At 74.3% G+C, this 26,967-nt stretch carries 17 protein-coding genes; 11 read left to right on the forward strand and 6 right to left on the reverse strand.

Annotation, left to right across the window (positions count from 1 at the left end):
* Positions 1-3 precede the first annotated feature (3 nt).
* Genes K2F47_RS09205 through mhpA form a run of 4 tightly spaced genes read left to right on the forward strand, consistent with a single transcriptional unit; the run spans position 4 to position 10,576 of the window.
* A complete protein-coding gene (locus tag K2F47_RS09205) occupies positions 4-5,136 on the forward strand; it encodes a type I polyketide synthase (protein WP_242902338.1) in 5,133 nt (1,710 codons plus the stop codon).
* Entirely contained in the window at positions 5,133-8,201 is a 3,069-nt protein-coding gene (locus K2F47_RS09210) for a type I polyketide synthase (protein ID WP_272496460.1), read from the forward strand. The genes K2F47_RS09205 and K2F47_RS09210 overlap by 4 nt, the downstream gene beginning before the upstream one ends.
* 3 nt (positions 8,202-8,204) lie before the next feature.
* Positions 8,205-8,987 (forward strand): arylamine N-acetyltransferase family protein, encoded by a 783-nt coding sequence (locus K2F47_RS09220; protein ID WP_242902339.1) that lies wholly within the window; start codon positions 8,205-8,207, stop codon positions 8,985-8,987.
* On the forward strand, positions 8,984-10,576 hold the full coding sequence (mhpA, locus tag K2F47_RS09225; protein ID WP_242902340.1) for a bifunctional 3-(3-hydroxy-phenyl)propionate/3-hydroxycinnamic acid hydroxylase MhpA: 1,593 nt from the start codon (positions 8,984-8,986) through the stop codon (positions 10,574-10,576). The genes K2F47_RS09220 and mhpA overlap by 4 nt, the downstream gene beginning before the upstream one ends.
* Here the strand turns inward: mhpA and K2F47_RS09230 are convergent.
* On the reverse strand, positions 10,560-13,334 hold the full coding sequence (locus K2F47_RS09230; protein ID WP_242902341.1) for a helix-turn-helix transcriptional regulator: 2,775 nt from the start codon (positions 13,332-13,334) through the stop codon (positions 10,560-10,562). The two genes, mhpA and K2F47_RS09230, sit on opposite strands and share 17 nt — an antisense overlap.
* Positions 13,335-13,574: 240 nt before the next feature.
* On the opposite strand from K2F47_RS09230, the gene K2F47_RS09235 reads away from it, so the two are divergent.
* Positions 13,575-15,440, forward strand: a complete 1,866-nt coding sequence (locus K2F47_RS09235) for a multicopper oxidase family protein (RefSeq protein WP_242902342.1) — start codon at positions 13,575-13,577, stop codon at positions 15,438-15,440.
* A gap of 28 nt (positions 15,441-15,468) precedes the next feature.
* Here the strand turns inward: K2F47_RS09235 and K2F47_RS09240 are convergent, their stop codons facing one another.
* Positions 15,469-16,929: an NDP-hexose 2,3-dehydratase family protein gene (locus K2F47_RS09240; RefSeq protein WP_242902343.1), complete on the reverse strand. Its 1,461-nt coding sequence runs from the start codon at positions 16,927-16,929 to the stop codon at positions 15,469-15,471.
* A 198-nt stretch (positions 16,930-17,127) separates the two neighbouring features.
* On the opposite strand from K2F47_RS09240, the gene K2F47_RS09245 reads away from it, so the two are divergent.
* Positions 17,128-18,168, forward strand: a complete 1,041-nt coding sequence (locus tag K2F47_RS09245; RefSeq protein WP_242902344.1) for a Gfo/Idh/MocA family protein — start codon at positions 17,128-17,130, stop codon at positions 18,166-18,168.
* On the opposite strand, the gene rfbB is transcribed toward K2F47_RS09245, so the two are convergent.
* Both rfbB and K2F47_RS09255 read right to left on the reverse strand, forming a co-directional pair.
* Positions 18,122-19,087 (reverse strand): dTDP-glucose 4,6-dehydratase, encoded by a 966-nt coding sequence (gene rfbB / locus K2F47_RS09250; RefSeq protein WP_242902345.1) that lies wholly within the window; start codon positions 19,085-19,087, stop codon positions 18,122-18,124. The genes K2F47_RS09245 and rfbB overlap by 47 nt on opposite strands.
* Positions 19,084-20,148: a glucose-1-phosphate thymidylyltransferase gene (locus tag K2F47_RS09255; protein ID WP_242902346.1), complete on the reverse strand. Its 1,065-nt coding sequence runs from the start codon at positions 20,146-20,148 to the stop codon at positions 19,084-19,086. The genes rfbB and K2F47_RS09255 overlap by 4 nt, the downstream gene beginning before the upstream one ends.
* A 178-nt stretch (positions 20,149-20,326) precedes the next feature.
* On the opposite strand from K2F47_RS09255, the gene K2F47_RS09260 reads away from it, so the two are divergent.
* From K2F47_RS09260 to K2F47_RS09270, 3 genes are all read left to right on the forward strand, one after another.
* Complete coding sequence (locus K2F47_RS09260) at positions 20,327-21,316, forward strand: glutathione S-transferase C-terminal domain-containing protein (RefSeq protein WP_242902347.1); 990 nt, start codon at positions 20,327-20,329, stop codon at positions 21,314-21,316.
* 63 nt (positions 21,317-21,379) lie between these two features.
* Positions 21,380-22,612, forward strand: coding sequence for a nucleotide disphospho-sugar-binding domain-containing protein (locus K2F47_RS40545; protein ID WP_308198386.1), 1,233 nt, complete (start codon positions 21,380-21,382; stop codon positions 22,610-22,612).
* A gap of 348 nt (positions 22,613-22,960) precedes the next feature.
* A complete protein-coding gene (locus tag K2F47_RS09270; protein ID WP_242902348.1) occupies positions 22,961-23,461 on the forward strand; it encodes a lytic polysaccharide monooxygenase auxiliary activity family 9 protein in 501 nt (166 codons plus the stop codon).
* Positions 23,462-23,564: 103 nt separating this feature from the next.
* Here the strand turns inward: K2F47_RS09270 and K2F47_RS09275 are convergent, their stop codons facing one another.
* Positions 23,565-24,434 carry an alpha/beta fold hydrolase gene (locus K2F47_RS09275; protein ID WP_242902349.1) on the reverse strand — a complete coding sequence of 290 codons (870 nt, stop codon included), beginning with the start codon at positions 24,432-24,434 and terminating at the stop codon, positions 23,565-23,567.
* 59 nt (positions 24,435-24,493) lie between these two features.
* Positions 24,494-25,138 (reverse strand): TetR/AcrR family transcriptional regulator, encoded by a 645-nt coding sequence (locus K2F47_RS09280; RefSeq protein ID WP_242902350.1) that lies wholly within the window; start codon positions 25,136-25,138, stop codon positions 24,494-24,496.
* Between the two features lie 161 nt (positions 25,139-25,299).
* On the opposite strand from K2F47_RS09280, the gene K2F47_RS41295 reads away from it, so the two are divergent.
* On the forward strand, positions 25,300-26,316 hold the full coding sequence (locus K2F47_RS41295) for a DMT family transporter (protein WP_242902351.1): 1,017 nt from the start codon (positions 25,300-25,302) through the stop codon (positions 26,314-26,316).
* Complete coding sequence (gene mtnB / locus K2F47_RS09290) at positions 26,303-26,962, forward strand: methylthioribulose 1-phosphate dehydratase (RefSeq protein ID WP_242902352.1); 660 nt, start codon at positions 26,303-26,305, stop codon at positions 26,960-26,962. The genes K2F47_RS41295 and mtnB overlap by 14 nt, the downstream gene beginning before the upstream one ends.
* The last annotated feature ends 5 nt before the right edge of the window (positions 26,963-26,967 follow it).

Below are 26,967 nucleotides of genomic sequence, written 5' to 3' on the forward strand. Positions count from 1 at the left end.
CACATGGCCAACGACGAGAAGCTGCGCGACTACCTGCGCCGGACCCTCGCCGACCTGCGGCGCGCCCGCGCCCGGCTGCACGAGGCCGAGGCCCGCCGGACCGAGCCGATCGCGATCGTCGGCATGGCCTGCCGCCTCCCCGGCGGCGTCGCCTCCCCGGAGGACCTGTGGACGCTCGTCGCCGAGGGCCGCGACGCGATCGCCGCGTTCCCCGACGACCGGGGCTGGGACATCGACCGTCTGCACGACCCCGACCCCGACCGGCGCGGCACGACCTACACCCAGGGGGGCGGGTTCCTGGACGAGCCGGGCGGCTTCGACGCGGCGCTCTTCGGGATCTCGCCGCGCGAGGCGCTCGCCGTCGACCCGCAGCAGCGGCTGCTGCTGGAAGTGTCATGGGAGGCGCTGGAGCGCGCGGGCATCGATCCGACCTCGCTGCGCGGCACCCGTGCCGGGGTCTTCACCGGGTTGATGTTCCACGACTACCGGGACAACCTCGGCGGACTCCCGGACGGGCTCGAAGGCTACTTCGGCATCGGCAACTCCGGCAGCGTCGCCACGGGCCGCGTCGCCTACACGTTCGGGCTGGAGGGTCCGGCGGTGACGGTGGACACGGCGTGCTCGTCGTCGCTGGTGGCGCTGCACCTGGCGGCGCAGTCGCTGCGGTCCGGTGAGTCGTCGTTGGCGCTTGCCGGGGGAGTGGCCGTGATGGCGACGCCGGAGGTCTTCGTCGACTTCTCCCGGCAGCGCGGGCTGGCCGCCGACGGCCGCTGCAAGGCGTTCGCCGAGGCCGCAGACGGAACCGGCCTCTCCGAGGGCGTCGGGGTGCTGGTGCTGGAACGGCTCTCGGACGCGCGCCGCAACGGTCACGAGGTCTTGGCGGTGGTGCGGGGTTCGGCGGTGAACCAGGACGGTGCGTCCAACGGCCTGACCGCGCCGAACGGCCCCTCGCAGGAGCGCGTGATCCGCGAAGCGCTGCTGAACGCCGGGCTTTCAGGCGCCGACGTCGACGCCGTCGAAGGCCATGGGACGGGGACGAAGCTGGGCGACCCGATCGAGGCGCGCGCGCTGCTGGCGACCTACGGCCAGGACCGCCCGAACGGCCGTCCGCTGTGGCTCGGCTCGCTGAAGTCGAACATCGGGCACGCGCAGGCGGCGGCGGGCGTGGCCGGTGTGATCAAGATGGTGCAGGCGCTCCGCAACGGCGTCCTGCCTCCGACTCTGCACGTGGACGCCCCGACGTCGAAGGTCGACTGGTCGGCGGGCGACGTCCGGCTGCTGGACGAGGTGGTCGCGTGGCCGGAAACAGGCCGTCCGCGCCGGGCGGGCGTGTCGTCGTTCGGCGTGTCCGGCACCAACGCCCATGTGATCCTCGAACAGGCGGTCGCCGAACCCGAACCCGAGGTGGAGAAGGCGCCCGAGCCGGGGGCGGTGCCGTGGCTGCTCTCATCCCGCACGGCGGACGGGCTGCGGGCGCAGGCGACGCGGCTCGCGCGGTTCGCAGAGGCGAACGACGACCTCACCGCCGCCGAGATCGGGCACGCGCTCGCCACCACGCGGGCGACGCTGGAGCACCGGGCGGTCGTCGTGGCCGGTGGTGACCGCGCCGCCGCGATCGGCGCGCTCGCGGAGGTGGAATCGAGCGGCCCCGCCGAGGCCGAGGGCAGAACCGTCTTCGTGTTCCCTGGCCAGGGCGCGCAGTGGCAGGGCATGGGGGTGGCACTGGCCGAAGCGTCCCCTGTTTTCGCCGGTGCGCTGGCGGAGGTCGAGGCGGCGCTGAAGCCGTATGTGGATTGGTCGCTGGCTAAGGAGCTCCAGGGTGGGCTGGAGCGAGTGGATATCGTGCAGCCCGCGTCGTTCGCGGTGAATGTGGGGCTGGCGCGGTTGTGGGAGTCGTTCGGTGTCCGTCCCGACGCGGTCGTTGGGCACTCCCAAGGAGAGATAGCCGCCGCGCACATCGCTGGAGCGCTCTCCCTGGAGGACGCGGCGCGCGTGGTGGCGCTGCGAAGCCAGGCCATCGCCCGCCGCCTCGCCGGGCGCGGCGGCATGGTGTCGGTGGCCCTGCCCGTCGAGCAGGCCGCCGCCCGCCTGACCGCCGGGCTGGAGATCGCGGCGGTCAACGGCCCGTCGTCGGTGGTCGTTTCGGGCGACCCGCACGCACTGGACGAATTGGTCGCGGCCTGTGAGGCCGATGGCGTCCGGGTGCGCCGGGTCCCGGTGGACTACGCCTCGCACAGCTCGCACGTCGAGTCGATCGAGGACGAGCTGGCGACCCTGCTCGACGGCCTCACACCGCAGACCTCGCCGGTGCCGTTCTTCTCCACCGTCGAGGGGCAGTGGCTCGACACGACGACCCTCGACGGCAGCTACTGGTACCGCAACCTGCGCCGGACGGTCCGGTTCGCCGACGCCGTCGAAACCCTCGCCAAGGACGGCTTCGGCGCGTTCGTCGAGGTCAGCGCGCATCCCGTGCTGGTCCCGAGCATCGCGGAGATCGTCGCCGAGCCCACGGCCGTCGTCGGCGGGCTGCGCCGCGACGACGGCGGGCTGGACCGGTTCCTGCGGTCCGCCGGGGAGGCGCATGCGGCCGGGGTGCGCGTCGACTGGAGCGAGGCGTTCGGCCCCGGCCCGTTCCGGCGCGCGGACCTGCCCACCTACGCCTTCCAGCACCGCCGCTACTGGCTCGACACCGGACGCGGCGGCGGGGACCTCACCGCCGCCGGGCTGGAGGACGCCGGGCACCCGCTGCTCGGCGCCGCCGTCCCGCTGCCGGGCGGCGTCGTGTTCACCGGCCGCCTCTCCCTGCGGGACCACGGCTGGCTCGCCGACCACGCGGTCGCGGGCACGACCGTCCTGCCGGGGTCGGCGCTGGTCGAGCTGGCACTGCACGCCGGAGCCGAGACCGGGCACGGCGGGCTGGACGAACTGGTCGTCGAGACGCCGCTGACCGTCCCGGACGAGGGCGACGTGCAGATCAGGGTCGTCGCCGACGGCGCGGACGTCGGCGTCCACTCCCGGCGCGGCGAGGGACGCTGGACCAGGCACGTCACCGGACGGCTGTCCGCCGAGCGGCCCGCGCCGGAGCCGGTCCCGTGGCCGCCCGCGAACGCCGTGCCCCTCCCGGTCGACGGCTTCTACGCGCGCATGGCGGACGACGGCTACGCCTACGGCCCCGCGTTCCAGGGCATCCGGGCGGCCTGGCGGAGCGGCGAGGCGGTGTTCGCGGACGTCGAGCTGCCCGAGGGCGTCGAGACGGACGGCTTCGCCCTGCACCCGGCCCTTCTGGACGCGGCGCTCCAGGCCACCCGCCTGCTCGGCGCGGACGCGCCCGAGGACGGCCGGATTCCGCTGCCGTTCGCCTGGAGCGGCGTGCGGCTGCACGCCTCCGGCGCGTCGGCGCTGCGCGTCCGGGCGAGCTACGACGAGGCGGCGTCCAGCTACACGATCACCGCCACCGACCGGGGCGGCGCGCCCGTCGCCTCGATCGAGTCCCTCGTGCTCAGGTCCGTGGCCGCAGACCGCCTGGCACCCGCCCACGACCTGGTCCACCGGCTCGAACAGGTGCCGATCGCCCTTCCCGCGTCCGCCGCCGAGATCCCGGACGCGGACGTGCTCGACCTCACCGGCCGCGGCGGTGCGACCCCGGACCGAGCCCGCGAGGCGACGGCGGCGACCCTCGCCTTCCTCGCCGACCGGCTCACCGGTGAGGGCGGCCCGGTCGCGGTTCTCACCGGCGACGCGTCCGGCGACCTCGCCGCATCGGCCGTCGGCGGCCTCGTGCGGTCGGCCCAGCGCGAGCAACCGGGACGGATCGTCCTGGTGGAGACGGACGAGGCCCAGGGCGCCAGGGCGGCACTGCCGAGGATCATCGCCTCCGGCGAACCCCAGGTGACGCTGCGCGCCGGAAACGCCCACGTCCCCCGCCTGGCGCACGCCGACACGGCCGCCCCGACACCCCTCGACCCCGGCGGCACGGTACTGATCACCGGCGGCACCGGGACACTGGGCGGCCTCGTCGCACGCCACCTGGTGAAGGCGCACGGCATAAGGGAACTCCTTCTCGTCAGCCGCCGTGGCCCCGCCGCACCCGGCGCGGACGAACTGTCCGCCGCGCTGCGCGAGGCCGGGGCCCGGGTGAGCGTCGTGGCCGCCGACGCCGCCGACCGGACGGCGCTGGCGGGCGTCCTGGCGCAGGTCCCCGCCGAGCATCCGCTGACCGCCGTCGTCCACGCGGCCGGAGTACTGGACGACGCGCTGCTCGACGACCTCGACCCCGGGCGGATCGACACGGTGTTCCGCCCCAAGGCCGACGCCGCCTGGCACCTGCACGAGCTGACCCGCGACCGGGACCTGGCGGCCTTCGTCCTGTTCTCCTCCGGCGCGGGCGTCGTCGGCAACGCGGGCCAGGCCGGGTACGCGGCGGCCAACGGGTACCTGGACGGGCTGGCCCGGCTGCGGCGCGCCGAAGGGCTCCCCGCCGTTTCCGTCGCGTGGGGGCTGTGGGCGCGGGCGAGCGGGATGACCGGCCACCTCGGCGACGCGGGCCTGGCCAGGCTCGCCCGCGCCGGCCTCGCGGGCCTCTCCACGGCGGAGGGGCTGGCCCTGTTCGACGCCGCGCTCGGCGCGCGGGACCCGGTCGTCGTCGCGGCGAGGTTCGACTTCGCCGCGCTGCGCGCCCTCGCGGCGGACGGCGACCTGCCTCCCGCCCTGCGCGGCCTGGTCCGCCCGGCCCGCGTCGCCGCGCCGCCCGCCGTGGAACAGCACGCCGGGTCGTTCGCCGAACGGCTCGCCGCGCTGCCCGCGCCCGAGCGTCCGGGCCTCGCGCTGGACCTCGTCCGGCGCGGCGCCGCGTCCGTCCTGGGGCACGACTCCCCGGACGAGATCGGCGCGGCGCAGGCGTTCCGGGACCTCGGCTTCGACTCCCTCGCGGCGGTCGAGCTGCGCAACCGGCTCGCCCGGGCGGCCGGGGTGCGGCTCCCCGCCACCCTCGTCTTCGACCACCCGACCCCCGCCGACCTCGCCCGGCGGCTGCTGACCGAACTGCTGCCCGAACCGCCCGGCGACGAGATCGCCTCGGAGATCGCCGAGATGAGCGTCGACGACCTGGTGGAGCGGGCGCTCGGAGGGAACCGATGATCGACGACAGGGTCGTGCGGGCGCTGCGCGTCGCGCTGGCCGACAACGAGCGGCTGCGGCAGGAGGTCGACCGGCTCGCGCGGGCCGACGACCCGGTCGCGATCGTCGGGGCGGCGTGCCGCCTGCCCGGCGGGGTCGCCTCCCCCGAGGACCTGTGGGACCTGGTGGCCGGGGGGCGGGACGGGCTCTCGCCGTTCCCCGCCGACCGGGGCTGGGACCTCGGCGCGCTCTTCGACTCCGACCCCGACACCCCGGGCACCTCCTACGTGCGGGAGGGCGGGTTCCTGAGCGACGCCGGGGCCTTCGACGCCGCCCTGTTCGGCATCTCCCCGCGCGAGGCGCTGGCCATGGACCCCCAGCAGCGGCTCATGCTGGAGATCTCCTGGGAGGCCCTCGAACGCGCGGGCGTCGCGCCCACCTCACTGCGCGGCGAGCACGTCGGCGTGTTCACCGGCGTGATGTACCACGACTACGCCACCGGCCTCGCGGACGTCCCGGCCGACCTGGAGGGGTTCCTCGGCACCGGGACGTCTGGCAGCGTCGTGTCCGGCCGGGTCTCCTACACGCTCGGCCTCGAAGGCCCGGCGCTCACCGTCGACACCGCCTGCTCGTCCTCGCTGGTCGCCGTGCACCTCGCGGCCCGGGCGCTGCGCGACCGCGAATGCCGGCTGGCGCTCGCCGGGGGCGTCGCGGTCATGGCGCGGCCGTCGCCGTTCGTCGAGTTCTCCCGGCAGCGCGGCCTCGCCCCCGACGGGCGCTGCAAGGCGTTCGCCGACGCCGCCGACGGCACCGGCTGGGCCGAGGGCGCGGCGGTGCTCCTGCTGGAGCGGCTGCCGGACGCCGTCCGCAACGGCCATCCGGTGCTGGCGGTGGTGCGCGGCAGCGCCGTCAACCAGGACGGCGCGTCCAACGGGCTCACCGCGCCCAACGGGCCGTCGCAGCAGCGCGTGATCCGCGCCGCGCTGGACGCGGCGGGCCTCGCGCCGGGGGACGTGGACGCCGTCGAGGGCCACGGGACCGGCACGCCGCTGGGCGACCCGATCGAGGCCCAGGCGCTCCTCGCGACCTACGGCCGGGACCGCCCGGGCGACCGGCCGCTGTGGCTCGGATCGCTGAAGTCCAACATCGGGCACGCGCAGGCCGCCGCCGGGGCCGCCGGGATCATCAAGGTCGTGGAGGCGCTCCGGCACGGCGTGCTGCCCGCGACGCTGCACGTGGACGCGCCGTCCACGAAGGTCGACTGGGAGGACGGCGCGGTCCGGCTCCTCACCGAGCGGCGGGAGTGGCCCGATCCCGGGCGGCCCCGCCGGGCCGGGGTGTCCTCGTTCGGCGTCAGTGGCACCAACGCCCACGTGATCATCGAGGAGGCCCCGGCGGGCGGCGAGCCCGAGACGCCACCCCCGCCCCCCGGACGTGTCCCCTGGGAGATCTCCGGGGCGACCCCGGACGCGCTGCGCGCCCAGGCCGCACGGCTCGCCTCGTTCGTGGCGGACCGTCCCGGGCTGGAGCCCGGCGACGTCGCCGCGTCGCTGGCGTCCGGCCGGGCCGCGCTCGCCCACCGCGCCGTCGTGGTCGCCGCCGACCGGGACGAGGCGCTGGACGGGCTGCGCGCGGTCGCGGCGGGAGAGCCCTCGCCGAACGCGGTGACGGGCGTCGCGGACGTCGAGGGCCGTACCGTTCTGGTGTTCTCCGGGCAGGGCGCGCAGTGGCGGGGGATGGGCGTCGACCTCGCGGCCGAGTCCCCCGTGTTCGCCCGCGCGCTGGCGGAGGTCGAGGCCGCGCTGAAGCCGTATGTGGACTGGTCGCTGGCCGAGGAACTCCAAGGTGGGCTGGAGCGAGTGGATATCGTCCAGCCCGCGTCGTTCGCGGTGAATGTGGGGCTGGCGCGGTTGTGGGAGTCGTTCGGCGTCCGTCCCGACGCGGTCGTGGGGCACTCGCAAGGGGAGATCGCCGCCGCGCACATCGCCGGGGCGCTCTCCCTGGAGGACGCGGCGCGCGTGGTGGCGCTGCGCAGCCAGGCGATCGGTCGCCGCCTGGCGGGCCGGGGCGGCATGGCCTCGATCGCGCTCCCCGAGGACCGGGTCGCCGCCCGGCTGCGCCGCTGGGACGGACGGATCGAGACGGCCGCCGTCAACGGCCCCGCCTCGGTCGTCGTCGCGGGAGACGCCGACGCGCTCGCCGAGCTGGTCGACTCCTGCGAGGACGACGGCGTGCGGGTCCGCCGCGTCCCGGTCGACTACGCCTCGCACAGCTCCCACGTCGAGAGCATCCGCGACGAGCTGCACGAGCTCCTGGACGGCCTCGCGCCGAGGCCGTCCGACGTCCCCCTCTACTCGACCGTCGAGGGCGACCGGATCGACACCACCCGCCTCGACGCCGCCTACTGGTACCGCAACCTGCGCGGCACCGTCCGCTTCGACGCCGCGACCCGCGCCCTCCTCGACGCCGGGTTCCGGACGTTCGTCGAGGTGAGCGCGCACCCCGTGCTCGCCGCCGAGATCGCCGACGCCGCCGGGCCGGCCGCCGCCGTGACCGGCACGCTGCGCCGCGGCGAGGGCGGGCTGGGCGCGTTCCTGCTCTCGGCGTCAGCCCTGCGCGTGCGGGGCGCGGGCGTCGACTGGTCGGCGCTCCTGGCCGGGCGGCCCCGCGTCGACCTGCCGACCTACGCCTTCCAGCACCGGCACTACTGGCTGGAGTCGGCCGCGCCAACCGCCACCGCCCGTCCAGCGGCGGCAGGGGAGGAGGAACCGGAGGAGGAGGGCGACCCGCTCGCCGGGCTCGCCGACCTCCCCGAGGACGAGCGCCGCGAGACGCTGCTGGCGTTCGTGCGCGCGGAGGCGTCGGCGGTGCTGGGCCGCCCGCCCGCCGACGTCCTCGGCCCGGCCGAGGTGTTCTTCGAGGCCGGGTTCGTGTCGCTCACCGCCGTCGAGCTGCGCAACCGGCTCGCCGCCGCGACCGGCCTGGAACTCCCCGCGATGCTGATCTTCGACCTGGCCACCCCGGCCGAGCTGGCCGACCACCTGCTGAAACAGATCGCCCAACGGACCGACCCGGTGGAGGGCTGACCCATGCCGTTCGACGTCGACACCTACCTCAAGGCCCTCGACCACCGCGGCCCCACCGCACCCACCCTGCGGACCCTACGGAGCCTGCACCACCGGCACCTCGCCACCTTCCCCTACGACAGCGCGTTGAACGCCGGGCGCGGGACCGCGCTGTGGGCCGGGGTGGACATCGACCTCGACGCCGTGTTCGACGCGATCGTCCTCGGCGGGCGCGGCGGCGTCTGCTACGAGCTGAGCGGCCTGTTCCGCGCGCTGCTGCGCGAGCTCGGATTCGAGGTCGGCGTGTTCGGCGCGGGCATCCGGCAGATGGACGGCTCGTTCGGCCCGGACCTGGAGCACATCTTCAACCACGTCCGCCTCGACGGCGAGGTGTACCTCGCCGACGTCGGGTTCGTCGGCCCGTCCTACCTCGAACCGCTGCGGCTGGCTCCGGAGGTCCAGCGGCAGCACGGCACCCGCTTCCGCGTCGTCCCGGCGGACGGCTACCAGGTGGTCGAGCGCGCCGGCCGGTCGGGGACGTGGCAGCCCGTCTACCGGTTCCGCGACCGGCCCCGCGACCTGGCCGAGTGGCAGGCGCCCTCGGCCGAGCTGGAGGCGTTCGCCCGCGAGCTGGCGGGCGCCGCCGTCCTGGTGCGCGGCCGGTCCTTCGCCACCGGGCAGCGCGTCCTCATCGGCAAGCGCCTGCTCACCGTGGACGGCGGCGACGAGACCGTGCGGGTGCTCACCGACCCGGCCGAGCACGAACGCGTCGTCGCCGACATCCTCCGCCTGGCGGCCGTCCGATGAGCGGTGCCGACACCGACATGGACACCGACACCGACGTCCTCGTCGTCGGGTACGGGCCGGTCGGCCAGCTGACCGCCACGCTGCTGGCCCGGCACGGGCACCGCGTCACCGTCGTGGAGCGCCGTCCGAAGCCCTACCCGATGCCGCGCGCCGTGTCCTTCGACGGGGAGTCGGCGCGCGTCCTCGCCGCCGCCGGGATCGGGGACGCGCTCCGCGAGGTCGCCGAGCCGTCCCGCGACTACGTCTGGACGAACGGCGACGGCGCGACGCTGTTCGAGGTGGACGTCGCCGAGCGCGGCTGGTCCGGCTGGCCCGACTCGGTCTCGATGTACCAGCCGGGGATCGAGGCGGCGCTGACCGCGCGCGGCGCCCGCCAGCCCACGCTGCGCGTGCTGCGCGGCCACCGCGTGACCGGCCTGCGCGACACCGGCGACCGGGTCGAGGCCACCGTCGAGGGGCCCGAGGGCGGCGTCCTGTCCGCCCGGTACGTCGTGGGGTGCGACGGCGCCGGGAGCCTCGTCCGGGACGCGATCGGCGCGGGCGCCACCGACCTGCGGTTCTTCAACGACTGGCTGACCTGCGACGTGCGGCTGCACGAGCCGCGCGAGTTCGTCCCGAACAACCTCCAGGTCTGCGATCCGGCCCGGCCCCGCACCGCCGTCTCGGCGGGGCCGGGCCACCGCCGCTGGGAGTTCATGCGGCTGCCGGACGAGCCGCCGGAGGAGTTCGGCTCCGTCGAGAACGTGTGGCGCCTGCTCGCGCTGTTCGGCGTCCACGAGGACGCGGCGACGCTGGAGCGGCACGCCGTCTACACCTTCCAGGCCCGGCACGCCGACCGCTGGCGCGACGGCCGGATCCTGGTCGCGGGCGACGCCGCCCACCTGATGCCGCCGTTCGCCGGACAGGGCATGTGCTCGGGCTTCCGGGACGCCGCCAACCTCGCCTGGAAGCTCGACCTCGTCCTCACCGGACGCGCCGCCGACACGCTGCTGGACACCTACACCGCCGAGCGGCGCGAGCACGTCCGGCACGCGATCGCCATGTCGGTGGACCTCGGCCGCGTCATCTGCCAGACCGACCCGAAGGCCGCCGCCGACCGCGACGCCGTCATGATCGGCATGCGGGAGCGCGGGCTGGCCGCGCCGCCGCCGTCGGCCGTCCACCCGCTCACCGGGGGCCTGCTCGCCCGGGACGCCGACAGCCGCCCGCGCGGCCCGGCCGGGGAGCTGACCCCGCAGGGCCGCGTGCGGATCGGCGGCCGCGAGGGCCTGCTCGACGAGCTCGTCGAGGCCCCCCGCTTCGTCCTGCTCACCACCGAGGACCCCGGGGACCTCCTCGACCCCGCCCGCGCGGCGGCGTTGGCGCGGCTCGGTGCGGTGACCGTCCGGCTGGACGCCGCCGCCGACCTCGACGCCGTCCTCCTGCCCTACCTGGCCCGCGCCGGAGCCGTGGCGGCGCTCGTCCGCCCCGACTTCTACCTCTTCGGGACGGCGGCCGACCGCCACGGCACCACCGCGCTCGTCGACGAGCTCCTCGCCGGGCTGCTCGATCAACAGGGCGCGGGCCGGACCGTCAGCCGGTCTTCCTGAGCCCGGCCCACAGGTCGGCGGGCAGCTCCTTGCGGCGGCGGATGCCCAGCTTGCGGTAGATGCGGGTGAGATGCTGCTCGACGGTGCTCGGCGTGATGTAGAGCTTCGCGGCGATCTCCCGGTTGGTGTTGCCGAGCACCGCCAGCGACGCCACCCGCCGCTCGGAGTCGGTCAGCGACGCGATGCCCTCCAGCCCGTCGGCCATCGCCTCCGCGCCGCCGAGGTCGTCCTGCACCGACAGCAGCTCCTGGGCGAGCGGCCGCATCCCGCACATGTTCGCCACGTGCAGCGCCTGGCGCAGCAGCAGCCGGGCGCGCCGCCGGTTGCCCGCCGCGTGCACGCGGCTGAGGTCGGCGAGCACCCGCGCCTGCTCGAACCGGTCGCCGGACGCCTCGGCCAGGTCGACCGCCTCCGTCAGCAGCGGCAGCCGCCGCCCGACCGGGCTCGCGGCGGCCAGCAGCCGCAGCGCCGGGCCGCGCCCGTCGGTGCGCGACAGCTGCTCGCGGATCAGCCGCCGGGCCTGGTCGCGGTTGCCGAGCCGCAGCCACGCCTCGGCCGCGTCCGTCCGCCACGGCACCGGGCCCGCGGTGTCCAGGCCCCAGCCGCGGATCAGCTCCCCGCAGCTCAGGAAGTCGGCGAGCGCCGCGTGCGCGTGCCCGGCCGCCAGATGGTGGTGGCCCCTGGCGTACAGGTAGTGCAGCCCGTGGCGGCTCTGGTACATCTGCTCCGGCACCGACAGGGCCAGGCAGCGGGCGGCCTCGTCGTACTCGCCCGCGCGGGTGGCGGCGAGGACGAGCGTCCCCAGCGGGTACCCGATCGCCACCCCCCACGACCGGGCGCTGAGCCGGGCCAGCGCCTCCCGGGACTCGCGCAGCGCGGTCGGCAGGTCGCCCGCCCGCAGCGCGACCTCCGCGCGGGCCGCCGCGAAGAACGCCGCCCGCGTGTCCTCCCCGCCCCGCTCCCCGCCCTGCTTCTCGCCCTGCTTATCGCCCACGCCGGGCGGGTCCTCGCACCAGGCCGCCGCCAGGTCGAGCCGGTCCGCGCGCAGCAGCACCTGGACGGCCAGCAGCGCCACCTCGACCGTCCACGGGTTGCGCGGATGCAGCGGGAGGTCGCGGAGCACCTGCCCGGCACGGTCCACCAGCCCGTTTCCTCGGCGCCGGGTCAGCCCGTCCGCGAGGATCGCCACCGCGTGCAGCTGCGGGTCGCCGCCCGGGGCCGGGACGGCGAACCGCCGGTCGGCCGCGAGGACCGGCGTGCGGCGGTCGCGCGCGAGCGGCGGGTGCGCGTAGGCCAGCCACACCTCGGCGTCGCGCAGGTCGCCGTTCTCGGGACGCGCGTCCGCGCGCAGCCGGTCCAGCACCCGCAGCGCCTCGCCGCCGCGCCCGAACCAGAGCAGCCGGTTCACCAGCGCGAGGCCGTCGGGAAGCCCGAGCCGGCCGCCGAGCGCGGCGGTCACCAGCGGCGCCAGGTGCCGGGCCGCCGAGGACGGGGCGGTCTGCCACTCCGCCGCGGCCAGCCGCGCCCGCACGCCCGCGCGTTCCCCCTCGTCGGACAGGCCCCGGTGCGCCAGGCGCAGGAACCGGGATGCCGTCTCCGCCCGGTCGTCGAGCAGCGCGTGCTCGGCGGCCTCGCGCAGCACGGCGGGCGCCCACGGCTCCTGCGCGTGGTCGGCCTCGGCGAGGTGCCGTGCCACCCTCGCGGCGGGCACGCCCCGCTCGTGCAGCAGACGCGCCGCGCGGCGGTGCAGCTCGGACCGTTCCGCGGGGGCGAGGTCGTCCAGGACGGCCGTCCGCGCCACCGGGTGCCGGAACCGGCCCCGGTCGAGCACCTCCGCCGCGTTGAGCGCGCCGAGCGCGCGGTCCGCCTCCTCGGCGGTCAGCGACGCCAGCCGCCACAGCTCGGCGGGCTCGGCCTCCGCACCCATGATCGCCAGGGCCCGCGCGACCGCGAGCGTCGCCGGGTCGCCCCGGTGCAGGCAGCTCAGCAGCGCCAGCCCGTACCCCTGGGCGCGCGGGCCGCCGGCGACGCGGACGTCCTCGGCCAGAGCGTCCAGCAGCAGCGGGTTGCCGCCGCTCACCGCGTGCAGGTCCAGGCGCGGGTCCGGCGGCGCGCCGATCAGCTCGGCGGCGGCGCGGGCGGTCCCGGCCCGCGACAGCGGCCCCAGCGGCAGCCGGTGCAGCTCCGGGCTGCGCGACAGCTCGGCGAGGAACGCCAGGTGCCGCGGCCGGGGCGCCGCCTCGTCCGCGAGCACGACCAGCACGCGCGCCGAGCCCAGCCGACGCACCAGGTGGAGCAGGAAGTGCAGGGACGGGACGTCCGCGTGACGGAGGTCGTCCACGGTGACCAGGAGCGGCTCGCGTTCGGCGGTCCCCAGCAGCGCCAGCGCCAGCTCGTGGTGGGTCCGCGCGCTCTCCGCCGGCGCGGAGCCGTCGCCAGGGGCCTCCGCCGCGGCCCTGTCGAGAAGCTCGCACAGCGCATGGCCGGGCGTCTCGCCGGGCCCTTCCGGGCGGAGCAGACCGCGCAGGAGCTGCCCGGCGACGCCGTAGGGGAGCGCCTGTTCGGCGGGGGAGCAGGAAGCACGCAGACACCGGAATCCGGACTGTTCGGCGCGTTCGGCGACGCCGCGCAGCAGCGCCGTCCGGCCGGTGCCGATCGGCCCCTCCAGGAGCGCGACCCGGCCGCGGCGGGCCAGGCAGTCCTCCATCAGGGCGTCGAGTTGCCGTGTTTGTTCGTCTCGTTCGACCAGTGCGACCACGGCTCGATGATCGAAGATCTCCGCCCACTGCCCGGCAATCGCGCGCCTATCGACCGCCGAATCGCGCGTCCGACCACCCCGGGCCACCCGTGACGTGCCTGCTCATCCCCTGTCGGAAGCCCGGTAAACCTGACCGGTGCCGATCCGAACCCCCTGACATCGGGTGCGCCGATTGAGCCGGGCTCCGCCGCGTGCGAAAGATCGATTTCCGCCGACCCAACGCTCGTGGAGGAGCCCCCCATGCCCAGTCGTCGTCAGTTCCTCGCCGGATCGGCCGCCGGTATCGGCGTGGCCGCCACCCTCCAAGCGAACCTGTCCGCGTTCGCGACGGCCAACCGGGTCTTCCGGAAGGCGCCGACGGGACTCACCAAGTTCGCCGACCCGCTGCCCATCCCGAGGGTGCTGCGGCCCGACGGCGCCCTCACGATCCGGCAGCGGGCCGCGACGGTGCGGCTGCACTCCCAGCTCCCCCCGACGCCCGCCTGGACCTACGAGGGGAGCCTCCCCGGCCCGGTCATCGACGTCCGCTCCGGCCAGCGCATCAAGGTGAGCTGGCTCAACAGGATCGAGGGCGCGTTCCCCGCGACGGCCGTCGCGGTCCCCTTCACCGGCATCGACTCGATCCTCGGCTCCGGGCGCGGCGACGCCGTGCCGATCGCCGAGGTCGCCAAGCTGGCCCCCTGGGTGGTCACCCACCTGCACGGCGGCGAGGTCTGCGGCGACAGCGACGGCTGGCCCAAGAACGGCGTCTCGTTCGGGCAGGGGCAGGCCACCGAGTACCCGAACGCCCAGCGCGCCGCGACGCTCTGGTACCACGACCACGCGATGGACATCACCGCCTACAACGTGTTCGCCGGGCTCGCGGGCATGTACATCGTCCGCGACCGGGAGGAGGACGCGCTGCGCCTGCCGTCGGGCGCCTACGAGATCCCGCTGATCCTCGCCGACCGCAACCTCGACACCGACGCCACCGGCGCCTTCAACGGGCGGCTGCTGCACAAGGTCGGCTACTACGACCTCGGCGACCGGCGGGTCTCGCTGCCGTTCGCGGGCCCCTACAACCTGGCGAACGGGGTGATCTGGCCGCATCTGGACGTCGAGCCGCGCTGCTACCGGTTCCGGCTGCTCAACGGCTCCAACGCGCGCACCTACACGCTGGAGCTGCGCCGCGAGAGCTCCGACGGCTCCACCAGTTCACCGGTGGACGGCGCGTTCGTCCAGATCGGCACCGAGCAGGGCCTGCTCGGCGCCGCCATCAAGCAGGACCGGCTCACGCTGGCCCCGGCCGAGCGCGCCGACATCCTGATCAACTTCGCCGCGTTCAAGGGCGCGCGGCTCCAGCTGTCCAACACCGACCTCGTGACCTCGCCGCTCGGCCCGGAGATCCTCCAGTTCCGCGTCGGCGGGACCGGTGTGGCCGACCCCTTCACGGTCCCCGGGACGGTGTCGCCGTCGTTCTCCCGGGTGACCCGCGACAAGGTGCCGGCGGGCTTCGTCGAGCGGTACGTCGCGTCCGCGACCCACGACGGCACCGCCGCGGGCCAGCCCGAGATGTGGGAGCTGGCGAAGGTCCCCGCCGGGTACGTGCCGCGCGGCGGCGACCGCATCGTCAAGATCGTCAAGGGCGGGACGACGACCGTGTACCGGAGGGTGGCGAGCAGCTTCGACGAGCCCGTCACCTTCCAGGTCGCGCTCGACGGGTGGGAGGTGTGGAACTTCGTCCACCTCGCGGGGCCCAACCACCCGACCCACGTCCACCTGATGTCGTTCCAGCCGCTGGCCCGCGACACCTACACCGTCGCCGTCGCCTCCGACACCGCGAACGACATCTTCACCTACACCGCCACCTACAGCGCGCCGAAGGGCCTGGGTACCGACGAGCAGGGCTGGAAGGACACGGTCCGCATCGACGAGCACGACCACGTGACGGTCGCGGGGCGCTTCCACGGCGGCACGGGCAACTACGTGTACCACTGCCACATCCTGGAGCACGAGGACCACGGGATGATGCGGCCGTTCGTCGTGGCGCCGCGGACCGTCCAGACCACGATGGCGGCCAGGATGTCGGCCGGTGGGAAGGGCAGCGGCGGCGGCCACCACGGGTGACCGCCGGGCGGGCCGGCGCGACGGGGTGTCAGGCGGGCCGGCTCGCCAGGCTGTGCAGGCACGCGACGAGGCTGCGCGCCTCGACGTTGACGTAGTGGCTGTGCCGCAGCAGCCCGACGAGCTGGTGCAGGGTCAGCCACCGGTAGTCGGGCCCGGGGTCGGGCGCGTAGTCGGCGTCCGCCTCGACGATCAGGTAGCGGTTGCGGGCGCTGTAGAACCGCCCGCCCTCCTCCGAGAGCACGCTGGAGAACCGGATCCGCTCCGGCGGCGCGGCGAGCACCTCGTCCAGGAAGGGCGGACGCGCGGCCTCGGGCAGCCACGCGTAGTTGTCCGGCGTGCACCGCACCGTGGGGCCGAGTTCGAGGACGTCGAGGTACCCCGGCTGGACGCCCGCGTGGACGAGCGCGTGCAGCACGCCGTCCACCCGCTTGACCACGAACGCGTTGACACCGACGCCGATCGGCTCCACCAGCGGCTGGCTCCACCGCGCGACCTCGCGGTGCCCGCTCTCGATGTCGACCCCGATGACCCGGAAGAACAGCCCGGACTCGTGCCGGATCGCCTCCTCGTCCCGGTGCCACAGCTCGGCCTCGCGCAGCGGGACGCGGCGCGCCCCCACCTCGTGCCCGCTGCGCGTCCCGGTGATCCAGCTCAGGATGTCGCCGATGTCGTGCAGGCCCGCGAACTCCTCGCTGCACGAGCGCAGCACGGACTGCCGGAACTCCTGGTCGCCGAGCGGCCGGGAGGGGGAGGGGTAGGACGACGAGAGCCCCACGCCCGAGAACGGCAGGCACGACAGCACCGTCCGCGCGTCCATGTTGACCACCGTGTCGCCCGCCAGCAGGTGGTGGAGCTGGCCGAGGGTGAGCCAGACGAAGCCCTCCAGCGGCTCCACCTCGTCGGTCGTCTCGACGATGATGTTGCGGTTGCGCTTCTGGAAGAACCACGCGCCCTGCTCGGACTGGAGCACGTCGGCGACCACGTGGTGGCGCCGGGTGTCGCGGAAGAAGTCGAGGTAGGGGACCGGGGAGCCCTGGTGCACGCGCGTGTAGTTGCTCCGCGTCGCCTGCACGGTCGGGGAGATCTCCACGCCGCCGGGGTTGCCGGGCTCGTTCTTGGCCTGCATGAGGAAGTGCAGGACGCCGTCGATCTCCTTGACCAGGATGCCGAGGATGCCGATCTCCGGCTGGAGCAGGATCGGCTGCGTCCATGCGGGCACCGCCGCGCCCGCGACCTCGGCGGCGAGGCCCGTCACGGTGAAGAACCGGCCGCTGTCGTGCCGGATGTCGCCGGTCGCGGGATCGGTGCCCCAGCGGTCCAGCGCGTCGAGCGGCACCCGCTCCACGCGCGCCAGGTCGCCCTTGCGGCGTTCGGCGAACCACTCATGGAACCGCGCCAGGGTGATGACGCCCTCGGTGGCCTGCGCCGACTCGGCGATCCGCACGGCCCTGCGGTGGTCGCTCGTCAACGCCGTGAGAATCCCCGACATCCGTCCTCCAAGAAATGGTCTCGCAAAGGACTCCAATATGCGCGGCGGGGCGCTGGATCGCGGTGCTTGCGGCGCGTGGTCAGGGGGGAGGTAAGGGGGGTGCCCGGGGGTGGAGGACGGCGCGTCAGGGGGAGCGCGGGCCGCTACCGTTCCTATTCTCGTCGCGATTCGGCCCTTTTGTGGATGGAGGTCGTGTCGGTGAATTCGGCACCCCTGAGAATCGGCGTCATCGGCTGCGCGGACATCGCCTGGCGGCGGACGCTCCCGGCGCTGGCCGCCGACCCGGACGTGCGGCTGACGGCGATCGCCAGCCGCGACCCGGACAAGGCGCGGCGCTTCGCCGAACGGTTCGGCGCGGAGCCGGTGACCGGCTACGAGGCCCTGCTGGAGCGCGCCGACCTCGACGCGGTGTACGTGCCGCTGCCCGCGAAGCTGCACTTCGCGTGGGTGAGCCGGGCGCTGGAGTCCGGCCGCCACGTGCTCTCGGAGAAGCCGCTCACCGCCACCGCCGAGGACACCCGGGCGCTGGTCGCGCTCGCCGCCTCGCGCGGCCTGGCGCTGCTGGAGAACTTCATGTTCCTCTGCCACTCCCAGCACGCCCGCGTCCAGGATCTGGTGGCGGAGGGCGCGATCGGGGAACTGCGCACGGTCACCGCCGAGTTCGGGTTCCCGCCGATGCCCGACGGCCGCAACATCTACCGGACCGACCTCGGGGGAGGGGTGCTGACCGACGCCGGGGTCTATCCGGTGCGCACCGCGCTCCTCTACCTCGGGACCGGCCTGGAGGTGCGCGGCGCGCACCTGCGGTTCGACGCGGAGCGCGACGTGGACGTGGCCGGCTCGGCGCTGCTGGCCGCGCCCGGCGGGGAGACCGCCCACCTGACGTGGGGCGCTGACCGCTCCTACCGCTCGCGCTACGCGCTGTGGGGCAGCACCGGGCGGATCGAGCTGCTGTGGGCGTACACGCCGTCGGCGGCGCACCGCCCGGTGCTGCGGATCGAGCGGCAGGACCACGCCGAGGAGCTGACGCTCCCCGCCGAGGACCACTTCGCCAGCGCGGTCACGGCGTTCGTGCGCCGCGTCCGCGACGGCGTCCCGTCCGTCCTGGAGGGCGCGTCACTGCTGGAGCAGGCCCGGCTGGTCGACGAGGTGCGGCGGCACGCCGCCGCCGGATCGGTCACCGCCGGATCGGTCAGGACGCCGGTGCCCACCAATGGCGGTTCTCCCGGTACCACGTGACGGTCTCGGCGAGCCCGGTCGTGAGCCCGGTCCGCGGCTCGTAGCCGAGCTCGGCGCGGATCTTGCCGTCGTCGACCGCGTACCGGCGGTCGTGGCCCTTGCGGTCGGCGACGTGCTCGACCCGGTCCCAGCCGGAGCCGGTCGCCTCCAGCAGGAGCCCGGTCAGCTCCCGGTTGGTCAGGTGCGTCCCGCCGCCGATGTTGTAGACCTCGCCCGGCGCGCCCTTGGCGCGCACCAGCTCGACGGCGCGGGTGTGGTCGTCCACGTGCAGCCAGTCCCGGACGTTCAGCCCGTCGCCGTACAGCGGGACGCGCCGCCCCTCCAGCAGCCGGGTCACGAACAGGGGGATGAGCTTCTCCGGGTGGTGGTAGGGCCCGTAGTTGTTGGAGCAGCGCGTCACCCGCACGTCCAGGCCGTGCGTGCGGTGGTAGGAGAGGGCGAGCAGGTCGCCGCCGGCCTTGGACGCGGCGTAGGGCGAACTGGGCCGCAGCGGCGCGGTCTCGGGCGTGGAGCCCTCGTCCACCGAGCCGTAGACCTCGTCGGTGGACACGTGGACGAACGTCCGCAGGTCCGAGCGGAGCGCCGCGTCCAGCAGCGTGCCCGTCCCGACGACGTTGGTGCGCACGAACGCCGCCGCCGCCTCGATCGAGCGGTCCACGTGGGACTCGGCGGCGAAGTGGACGACCTCGTCGTGCTCGGCGACCAGCGCGGAGACGAGGCCGGCGTCGCAGATGTCGCCGTGGACGAACCGGAACCCGGGATGCTCCTCGACCTCGGCCAGGTTCGCGCGGTTGCCCGCGTAGGTGAGCGCGTCCAGGACCGTGACCGACACGTCGCCGGGCCCCTCGGGGCCGAGGAGCCGGCGCACGTAGTGCGAGCCGATGAACCCCGCCCCGCCCGTGACCAGGAGCCGCGTCATGAGATCCGGACCCTGCTGTAGTCGCCGAGGACGAGGCGGTGCGCGGCGCGGGTGCGGGCGGCGGGCGTGACCTCGACGGCGCGTCCGACCAGCGACGCCTCGATCGGCCGCACGCCCTGGATGGACGAGCCGTCGAGCACGATCGAGTACTCGATCTCGCTGTCCTCCAGGCGGACGCCGGCGGCGATGGAGGTGAACGGGCCGACGTAGGAGCCGACGATGCGGGCGTCGGCGCCGATGATCGCCGGGCCCACGATGCGCGAGCCCTTCACGATCGCGCCGGGCGCGATGCGCACCCGTCCGATGATCTCGGTGTCCGCGTCGACGTCGCCCTCGACGCTGTGCTCCAGGCCCTCCAGCACCGTGCGGTTGGCCTCCAGCATGTCGTCGACGTCGCCGGTGTCCTTCCAGTAGCCGGTGATCGTCGTCGAGCGCACGTCCAGGCCCTCGTCCAGCAGCCACTGGATGGCGTCGCTGATCTCCAGCTCGCCCCGGGCCGAGGGCGTGATCGCGCGGACGGCCCGGTGGATCGCCGTGCCGAACAGGTACACGCCGACCAGCGCCAGGTCGCTCCGCGGCCGGCGCGGCTTCTCCTCGATGCCGACGATCCGCCCGCCGGGCCCGAGTTCGGCGACGCCGAAGCGGCTCGGGTCCGGGACCTGCGTGAGCAGCAGCCGCGCGTCGCAGGGGTCCGCGCGGAACCCGGACACGACGTCGCGGACGCCCCCGACGATGAAGTTGTCGCCGAGGAACAGTAGGAAGTCGTCCTCGCCGAGGAACTCGCGCGCGATGAGGACGCCGTGCGCGAGGCCGAGCGGCGCCTCCTGCTGGAGGTAGGTGACCCGCAGGCCGAACCGCGACCCGTCGCCGACGGCCCGCTCGATCTCGGCGGCGGTCTCCCCGACCACGATGCCGACCTCGGTGATGCCCGCCTCGGCGATGGCCTCCAGCCCGTAGAACAGGACCGGCTTGTTGCCGACGGGCACGAGTTGTTTCGCGGACGTGTGGGTGATGGGGCGCAGCCGTGTTCCGGACCCGCCCGAAAGGACCAGGGCTTTCATGAGGGCCATCGTCGGACGGGGGACCGGCGCGCGGCCCCCCTGTCGTCCCGCCGGGAACCCCTAGTAACCGGACGAATTCCCTATTTAAAGAATAGGAATAGTTGACTGACTGTCGCGCCGGTGGTTCGCTTGGACCGCTCCCCAGCGCATTCCCCTTGACCTCCCAGGAGAAGGACCGATGAGCACGCCCACCGGCACCCCCGTCTACGCCGACCCCGTGGACCTCGACAAGCACGGCGTCTACGGGGCCACCGCGCTCAAGGTGGACAACGGCGGATGGAAGCGGCCGCGCTACCCGTTCCGGGAGCACGTCACCGCCGACGGGTCGAGCGGCTACAAGGCCGAGCCGGGGCGCTACCACCTCTACGTCTCGCACCGGTGCCCCTGGGCGCACCGGTCCGCGATCGTCCGAATTCTGAAGGGCCTGGAGGACGTCGTCTCCCTCTCCTACGTCGACGACGAGCGGGACGGGCGGGGCTGGGCCTTCCGGGAGAAGCGCGGCGCCGACCCGGTCAACGGCTTCCGGTTTTTGCGCGAGGCCTACGAGGCGACCGAGCCCGGATACGCCGGGCACGTCTCGGTCCCCGTGCTCTGGGACCGGCGGACCGGCAGGATCGTGAGCAACGACTTCTTCGCGCTCACGATCGACCTCGGCACCCAGTTCGAGCAGTTCGGCGACCCGGCCGTCCGCCTCTACCCCGAGGAGCTGCGGGCGGAGATCGACGAGCTGAACGAGCACATCTACGTCAACTTCAACGACGGCAACTACCGGGTCGCGGGCGCCGCGTCCGATGCGGCGTACGCCGAGCTGCGCGGCCGCGTGATCGCCACGCTGGACGGCCTGGACGAGCGCCTCGCCACCCGCCGCTTCCTGCACGGCGACACGATCACCGAGTCCGACGTCCGGCTGTGGGTGACGCTGGTGCGCTTCGACCTCACCTACAACCCGTTCTGCAAGATCAGCGAGCGCCGCCTGGTCGACTTCCCGCACCTGTGGGGGTACGCCCGCGACCTGTACTCGCGGCGCGCCTTCCGCGAGACCACCGACCTCGACGCCTTCACCCATCTCGGGCCGCCGTTCCTCGACCCCGCCGTGTCCCGCATCGAGGTCGCGCCCTATCGGGCAGACTGGGACGAGCCGCACGACCGGGACCGCCTCGCCCCGTAACGTCGCTCATCCCGCAACCGGCACCGGCGCGGCGTGCCGTCATCGTCCCGGAGGAGCGTTCACGTGCGGGTCCTGTTCACCGTGTCCTCGCAGGCGACCCACTATTCCGCGCTGGTCCCGCAGGGGTGGGCGTTGCAGGCGGCGGGGCACGAGGTGCGGGTGCTGTGCACCCCCGACCAGACGGCGGCGGTCGGCCGGACGGGCCTGCTCCCGGTGCCCGTCCTGGACGGCATGAAGGCCATCACCCGGCTCCGCCTCCAGGCCTACCGGGAGGCGGCCGGCGGCGACTGGCCCTACCCGTGGCTGCCCCCGCACCCGCTCACCGGGGAGCCCCTGGACGACCTCGCGGACTTCGACGACGCGGCCTTCCAGGACGAGGTCGCCCCCGTCCTCGCCGAGCGGGCCGCCCGGAGCTTCGACGCGGGCGTGGCGTTCGCGCGCGCCTGGCGGCCGCACCTGGTCCTGCACGACCCGGCCAGCCTGGAGGGGCTGCTGGCGGCGCGGGTCACCGGCGTGCCGTCCGCGCTGAGCCTGTGGGGGCCCGTCGGCACCCACGAGCCCGAGCACATGCGCATCGTCCCCACCGACCACAGCGGGTCCTTTCCCCGCCACGGCCAGGACGCCTTCGACCTGGACATGATCGAACGCGTCCTGGACCCCTGCCCGGCCTCCCTCGACGTGCCCGCCCCGGCCGAGCGCCTGCGCTACGCCTACGTCCCGTTCAACGGGACCACGCCCGTCCCGGGATGGGCGCTGGAACCGCCCGCGCCCGGACATCCGAGGGTCTGCGTGACCTGGTCGACGGCGCTGACCGCGACCACCGGGCCGAACTCCTACCTGCTCCCGGCCATCGTCCGGGCGCTGGACGGCCTCGGCTACGAGGTGGTCGTCACGGCCACCGCCGCGGACGTGGCCGCCCTCGGCGAGGTGCCTGCGGGCGTCCGCGTCGCCGAGCACGTCCCGCTGCTGGCCGTGCTGCCGGACTGCGCGGCCGTCGTCCACCACGGCGGCAGCGGCAGTGCGATGACCGCGCTGTGGGCGGGCGTCCCGCAGCTGACCGCCACGTTCGCGTCCGAGCAGGCCGCCACCGGCCGCCGCCTCGCCACCGCCGGCGCGGGCCTGCACCTGCGCGGCCACGAGGCCACCCCCGCCGCCCTGCGCGCGGCCGTCCAGGACCTCGTCACCGACCCCGCCCACCGCGACGGCGCGGCCGCGCTGCGCAAGGAGATGCTGGCCCGCCCGACCCCGGCGCGGCTCGTCACCGCCCTCGAACACCTCGCCTCGGACGCGGCCTGAGCGGGCGCGGCGACGCGATTCCGGCCCGTGTCATAGGCATGTGTTGCCGACCGGCCGCCCGATCCTCGGAAGACTCTGACAATTCTTTTTGCCAGGAAGAACTGGTTCGGTTTCTGGCCTGGACCGGTATGGCGGCCGCGAATCGGCGGGCACCGGCGCTGTCTTGCCCCTGAACGGACGGAGAGTTAACGTCCAACCACCAAATGGGAAAATATCCTGTTGATGGAGTTCGCATGCCCCGCTCCCCTCCATCATCCACCCCGCCAGCACCGCTCCCGAAAATGCCGGCCCGCGCCCATCGGCGCCCGTGAGAAACCTGACCACCCCGAAAAGCACAGGGAACTCCGCATGAAGTCAGCACGCAGGTTCGCCGCGGTCGCGGCGGGCGTGGGCATCGCCCCGCTCGTCGCCGTGGTGCTCCCCGCCACCGCCGCCCTCGCCCACGGCTACGTCAACTCGCCACCGAGCCGGCAGGCCCAGTGCGCGCAGGGGACCGTCAAGTGCGGCGAGATCAAGTGGGAACCGCAGAGCGTCGAGGGCCCGAAGGGGCTCCAGAGTTGCAGCGGCGGAAACTCCAGATTCGCCGACCTCGATGACGACAGCAAGCCGTGGAAGGCCGCCTCGGTCGGCCAGAGCGTCACCTTCACCTGGACGTTCACCGCCCACCACAGCACCAGGAGCTACGAGTACTTCCTCGGCGGCCGGCGCATCGCGACGTTCGGCGGAAGCGGCTCGTCCCACACGGTCAATCTCGGCGGGGTCACCGGCCGGCAGAAGGTCCTGGCGGTCTGGAACATCGCCGACACCGCCAACGCCTTCTACGCGTGCATCGACCTCGACGTGCACTGATCTCGACGTGCACTGATCTCAGCGTGCACTGACCCACGCTCGGAGTGCGGGGCGGGAGCGGAACGCTCCCGCCCCGCACCCGTGAACGGGGCCCGGCAGGACGTCAGGGGGCGCCGTCGAGCACCTCGCGCAGCCTGCGCGCGAACGCCTCCGGCTGCCCGGCGAAACCGGAGTCGCCGCCGAGGAAGCCGCCGTGGTGGCTCGGGAACACCGCCGGGCGCTGCCCGAGCAGCTCGGCCGTCGCGACCGAGGTGCGCGCGGTGAGGGTGCCCTCCGACTCCTCGCCCACCGCGATCACGATCCGGGTCGGCGCGGCGGCGAGCGCCGCGGCGTCGGGCCGGTACTCGGCGACCGCCCGGGACCGGTCGGACAGCAGCGGGTCGTCGCGGGAGCCGTCGTCCTCGGCGGGCATCCCGAAGGCGGCTGGGTCCGGCACGGGCTGGGCGAGGAACTCCTCGGTGAACTCGCCCCGCCACGACGTCAGGGCGATGAAGGCCGCCATGGCGGCCCCCCGGCCCTTGGCCCGGTAGGTCTCCTGGACGCGGGCCTGCGCGCGCCGCGCGATCTCCGCGTCGGGCAGCAGCGGGACGAGCGGCGGCTCGTGCGCCACCAGCGTGGTCACGTCGCCGGGATGGGCCGCGACGAGGGCGAGCGCGGTCACCGCGCCGCCGCTGCTGGCGAACATCTCGACCGGGCCCGCGCCGAGCGCCTCGATGAGCGCGTGCACGTCGGCGGCCTGCACCTCGGGCACGTGGTCGGTGCGGCCGTCCTTGCGGACGCTGCGGCCGATGCCGCGCGGGTCGTAGGCGACCACGGTGCGGTCGGGGAAATGGGAGGCCAGCGCGCCGAAGCCGGCGGCCTCCATCGGCTGGCCGATCATAAGCAGCGGCGGACGGCCGTCGGCGGGCGGCAGCGGGCCGTGCACGTCGTAGACCAGATCGACCTCGGAGGTCTGGAGTGTGTGCGTCGTCATGACGGTATCGACTCCCCGCGTGCGCAGAACTCATCGCTGGGCTGCACAGACGCCGTCTTTCAGGCGGAGGTGGGCGCCACGGACCTCTCGATGAGCGCCGTCACCATCTCCTCGGCCACGACGGCGGGGCTGTCCACCGACTTCATCGAGTGGGCGATGCAGGCGCCCTCGTGTAGGATCAGCAGCTGCCGCGCCAGCAGGCCCGGATCGGCGGCCCCGGCGTCGGCGGCGAGCCCTTCGAAGTAGTCGAGCATCCACGCCTTCTGCTCGCGCGCCACCCGCTGGCCGGGATGGTCCTCGGGCAGCTCGACGTGCGCGTTGACGAAGGCGCAGCCGCGCTGGTTGCGCTCCTTCTGCCACGCGTCCAGGGCCCGGAAGGACGCCAGCAGCCGCTCCACCGGCGTGCCGCCCTGCTCCTCGACGAAGCCGACGAGCGTCGAGCGCCACAGCTCGTCGCGGGCGCGCAGGTAGGCGAGGATCAGGTCGTCCTTGGAGCCGAAGCGGTCGTAGAGGGTCTTCTTGGTCACGCCCGCCTCGTCGGCGATGGCCTCCACGCCGACCGCGCGCAGGCCCTGCTCGTAGAACAGGCGTGAGGCGGTCTCCAGAACCCGTGCGCCGGCGGGGGTGAGCGGGCGTTCCGCGCGCCGCCGGCCGCCTCGGCCCGTACTCTCCGCGCCGTCCGAGATCCCCGTGCTGTGCGTCATCTCCGAACGGGGACACAAAGCCCGCCAAGGCCCGTCTCCCCACCTCCTCCCAGGTGAGGTACCGCCTGGGACGCCGCGGCGGCGCCCGCCCTTGAATGTACCCCGAACGGTATGGTTACGTAAGTAACTATACCGGTATGTATACCTAGGGGAGGGGTCGGGTGAGCGCTCGTGGGACGGGCCCGCGCGGCACGGGCGGTGGGCCCGTCCTCGCCGCCGTCTTCGTGGTCATGTGGAGCTCCGGCTTCATCGGCGCCGGGATCGGCACCGCCGCGGCCGGCACCGAGACGATCTTGATGTGGCGTTTCATCGCGCTCGCCGTCCTGCTGCTGACCTGGCAGTTCGTCATCCGGCGGCGGCGTCTCACGGCGCGCGAGATCGGCGTGCAGGCGCTGCTCGGGCTGTTCTCGCAGAGCGTCTACCTCTTCAGCATGTTCAAGGCCGTCGAACTCGGCGTCACCAGCGGGATCGCCTCGCTGATCGACGCGTTGCAGCCGGTGTGCGCCAGCGCCTTCGCGGGGCTGGTGCTGAGCGAGCGCGTCTCCGCGCGGCAGTGGGGCGGCCTGCTGGTCGGCCTCGTGGGCGCGGGCATCGTGATCGACGGCGACCTGGACGTGCGCGAGGGCGTGCCGGCGTGGGCTTACGCCGTACCGTTCGCGGGCATGGTGGCGCTGACCGTGGCGACCATCATCGAGCGCAAGGCCGACATGAAGACGTCGCTGTCGGACTCGCTCGCCGTCCAGTGCGCGGCGAGCGCCGTGTTCTTCAGCCTCGTGGGCCTCGCGACCGGCCACGCCGCCGTGCCCACCCAGGCCCGCGCGTGGCTGGCGATCGTGTGGCTCATCCTGCTCTCCACCCTGGGCGGGTACGGCCTGTACTGGTTCATCCTGCAAAGGCGCGGCGTCGCCTACGTCAGCAGCCTGATCTACCTGACCGCCCCGGCGACGATGATCTGGGGATTCGCCATGTTCGGGGACGCGATCAGCCTGCTCAGCGGGCTCGGCCTGCTCGTCTGCGTGGCCGGGGTGGCGATCGTCCACGCGCACTCCGGTTCTCCAAGGCGCCCTTGCCGCCGCCCGGACGTTGGTGGAGGCTGGCGGTGCGGCGGTGCCCCCTTCGTACGGGCCCTCCGCACCGTCACCTCCGAGGGCGACCGGGAGCGCGATGAACTCCGCTGACCTCGAAACGGTGCCCGCGACCCTGCGGGAGCGCGTGGCGCACATGTGCCGGCAGTTGTACGGCCGGGGCTGGATGGAGGGAACCTCCGGCAACGTCTCGGTCAGATCCGGAGAGGCGGTGCTGATCTCCGCGAGCGGATGCGCCAAGGGCACCCTCGACCACCGCGACACCGTTCTGGTCGACGCCGGGAACGGGCGGCCGCTCACCGGCGAGACCCGGCGTCCGTCCGCCGAGACCGCCATTCATCTGGCTTTCTACAGCGAATACCCGGACTGCGGCGCGGTCGTTCACGCGCACGCCCCCTATTCGACGGCGCTCGCCTCACTGCCCCTGTTCCGTCGCGCGGGGAAGGACGTCGCGCACGTCGAGTTCGCCGACATGGAACTCGCCAAGGGCCTGGGCGTGGACGATCCTTCGCGCGTCCGCGTCCCCGTGTTCGCCAACTGGCCGGAGGTCTCCCGGATCGCCGCCGACGTCGGCGTCTATCTGCGCGCGAATCCGCCGAGCACGATGGCCGGCCTGCTCATCGACCGGCACGGCGTGACGACGTGGGGACGAGACCTCGACCATGCCCGCAACCGCCTCGAATGCGTCGAGGCGCTCTGCCACCTGTCGCTCCTGATGAACGGAACCACGACCACCTGACCTTG

It is taken from the genome of Actinomadura terrae (assembly GCF_022751215.1).
Taxonomy (GTDB): Bacteria; Actinomycetota; Actinomycetes; order Streptosporangiales; family Streptosporangiaceae; genus Spirillospora; species Spirillospora terrae.

Bases quoted from the DNA above. Each gene is read 5' to 3' on its own strand.
- K2F47_RS09260 (WP_242902347.1), top strand. From the start codon at position 20,327: ATGAGCACGCCCACCGGCACCCCCGTCTACGCCGACCCCGTGGACCTC.
- K2F47_RS09255 (WP_242902346.1), bottom strand. From the start codon at position 20,148: ATGAAAGCCCTGGTCCTTTCGGGCGGGTCCGGAACACGGCTGCGCCCC.
- K2F47_RS09280 (WP_242902350.1), bottom strand. From the start codon at position 25,138: ATGACGCACAGCACGGGGATCTCGGACGGCGCGGAGAGTACGGGCCGA.
- K2F47_RS09205 (WP_242902338.1), top strand. From the start codon at position 4: ATGGCCAACGACGAGAAGCTGCGCGACTACCTGCGCCGGACCCTCGCC.
- K2F47_RS09270 (WP_242902348.1), top strand. From the start codon at position 22,961: ATGAAGTCAGCACGCAGGTTCGCCGCGGTCGCGGCGGGCGTGGGCATC.
- K2F47_RS09220 (WP_242902339.1), top strand. From the start codon at position 8,205: ATGCCGTTCGACGTCGACACCTACCTCAAGGCCCTCGACCACCGCGGC.
- K2F47_RS09235 (WP_242902342.1), top strand. From the start codon at position 13,575: ATGCCCAGTCGTCGTCAGTTCCTCGCCGGATCGGCCGCCGGTATCGGC.
- K2F47_RS09210 (WP_272496460.1), top strand. From the start codon at position 5,133: ATGATCGACGACAGGGTCGTGCGGGCGCTGCGCGTCGCGCTGGCCGAC.
- mtnB (WP_242902352.1), top strand. From the start codon at position 26,303: ATGAACTCCGCTGACCTCGAAACGGTGCCCGCGACCCTGCGGGAGCGC.
- mhpA (WP_242902340.1), top strand. From the start codon at position 8,984: ATGAGCGGTGCCGACACCGACATGGACACCGACACCGACGTCCTCGTC.
- K2F47_RS09275 (WP_242902349.1), bottom strand. From the start codon at position 24,434: ATGACGACGCACACACTCCAGACCTCCGAGGTCGATCTGGTCTACGAC.
- K2F47_RS09240 (WP_242902343.1), bottom strand. From the start codon at position 16,929: ATGTCGGGGATTCTCACGGCGTTGACGAGCGACCACCGCAGGGCCGTG.
- rfbB (WP_242902345.1), bottom strand. From the start codon at position 19,087: ATGACGCGGCTCCTGGTCACGGGCGGGGCGGGGTTCATCGGCTCGCAC.